Source organism: Arthrobacter sp. CG_A4 (assembly GCF_035985125.1).
Classification (GTDB): Bacteria; Actinomycetota; Actinomycetes; order Actinomycetales; family Micrococcaceae; genus Arthrobacter.
Genome location: NZ_JAXCID010000097.1, coordinates 1 through 1,965 on the forward strand (window position 1 = coordinate 1; position 1,965 = coordinate 1,965).

At 63.5% G+C, this 1,965-nt stretch carries 1 protein-coding gene; it reads right to left on the minus strand.

Features of this window, described 5'->3' with window-relative positions:
• Nucleotides 1-77: 77 nt before the first annotated feature.
• Nucleotides 78-1,829 carry an IS1634 family transposase gene (locus RCH07_RS19150; protein WP_326969080.1) on the minus strand — a complete coding sequence of 584 codons (1,752 nt, stop codon included), beginning with the start codon at nt 1,827-1,829 and terminating at the stop codon, nt 78-80.
• Nucleotides 1,830-1,965 lie beyond the last annotated feature (136 nt).

Genomic DNA, 1,965 nt, shown 5'->3' on the forward strand with positions numbered 1-1,965 from the left:
CTGAAGTTACGCAGGTTAAGACAGGAAGATCCCCGGGTTTCCGGGGATCTTCCTGTCTTTGGGTCTGGGTTGTCTGGCTACTTTCTGTGGTTGGCGGCGTGTTCGTGGATGAGGTTGAGGGCTTGGTGCTGGGTTTCTGTGGGGACGGCGAGCAGCTCGAAGGTGCCGGTGGTACCGGTCATTGTCATGGTGTTGCGGGTCCTCGTGCCCAGGTGGCGGAGCAGTGCCTGGTAGGAGCGTGCCGGGGTGCCGTCGTCCAGCGTGCGGGTGCTGGCCTTCCGTGCGGCGGCGGCGGAGCGGTGCACGGAGGCGACGGGTTCCTCGGGCACGGGCCGGTCTTCGTCGGTGAAGGTCAACGGTGTAAGGGCTTGACGCAGGTGCCAGGTCAGGTGTCCGGCGAGCATGCAGAGGAACACGTGGGCTCGGGTGCGTGTCTCGGTGTGGTGGTAGATCGGGCGGATGTGCAGGTCCCGTGATTTGAGGGTTTTGAAGATCTTCTCCACGTTCGCCAGGGACTTGTAAACCCGCACGGCTTCGGCGGCATCCATGGTGTCTTCGTTGACGCTGGTGCGGATGACATAGATCCCGTCCAGATCGGCTTCCCGGGCGATGGATTCCGGGTTCCGTGCCCAGGCCAGGGACGTGTCGGTGATGGTGATGGTGAAGTGCTTGGCCATGTTGTTAGCCCCCAGGGTTTTCCCGACCCGGAGCCCGGTTTTTCCGGCGTCCTTGAGCCGGCCGGCGGCCACGGCTTTCTGGATGGTTTTCAACCGTTCTTCGGTAACATCCAACAGCTCTTCGCGCTTGTGTTTGCGCAGGGCGGCCAGGGCGGGGTTGTAGCAGGCGATCAGCCGTTCCCCCGGGTAGTCCGGATGGCTGATTTCGGCGAGGTTCTGCTCATCGAACAGGCTCATCTGCAAGGGGCCCTGGTCCTCGGCGAGGGCCTGGATCGCGGTGTTGCGCAGGGCGCTGACCCAGCCCAGGGTCGTCTTTTTCAGGTCCTGGATCCGGGCGGAGGTGATCATGCCCCGGTCCCCGACCATGACCATGTCCTCCACCCCGGCGAGGGCCTGGATTTCCTTGGCGATTCCGATGAACGCGGTCGGGTCCGCGGTGTTTCCCGGCAACACGCGCACCGCGATGGGGATCCCGGCACGGGTCCCCAGCATCCCGTACTCGATCTGCTCCACCCCGCGCTTTTTGTCCCGGGAATAGCCGTGCGCGGCCAAAGGGTTGCGGGTGCCGGTGACCCAGGAGGAGGAGAGATCGAACAGGGCCAGTTTCTCCGGGTTCGCCTCCGGGCGCAGGTACTTCCGGGCCAGGGACTTTTCAACCTGTGTTTGGCGGGCGCCGAGCCAGTCCATGGCCCGGTACAGGTCATCGGTGCCCACCGGCCCCAGGTCACGGGCCAGGGTGGTGTCGGCGAACCAGGACAGGGTTGCCAGTTTTGAGGACGGTGCGCAGATCCGTGCGGCCAGCAACGCCATGACGAGGTCCCGTTCCCGGCACGCCGGGCCGAGCATGGCTTCAAACCCGAGTCCTTTGGCCATGGCGTACACGGCTTCGATATGGCCGTGGGGCAGGGACCGGGTGATCTGCAACGCCGCGCCGGCCTCCACCATCGTCTTGCCTGCCAGTGACGCCTTCAACGTGTCAATGGCCGGCACCGGCAGTGCCGAGAGGTTGGCGAGGGTTTCGTGCTTGACCTTCCCGCCTTCCCGGTAGGAGCGGCGCAGCAGTACCGAGCGGTACTCGACCTCGACCCCGGTCTTGTTCGTCCGGCGGGAAGTATTCACGGCTACATGCATCGCGGGCGTTGCCTTGGTCATACCCCAACAATACGCCTCACCGTGGTCGAAGTGAAGAGGTTTTCCAAAGAATTTAGTGGCTACAAATGTTGATACAAAAGTGGTCCTTCCCCCGGATTCCAGAAGGAAAACGAGGAAAGGACCAACGTAACTTCAG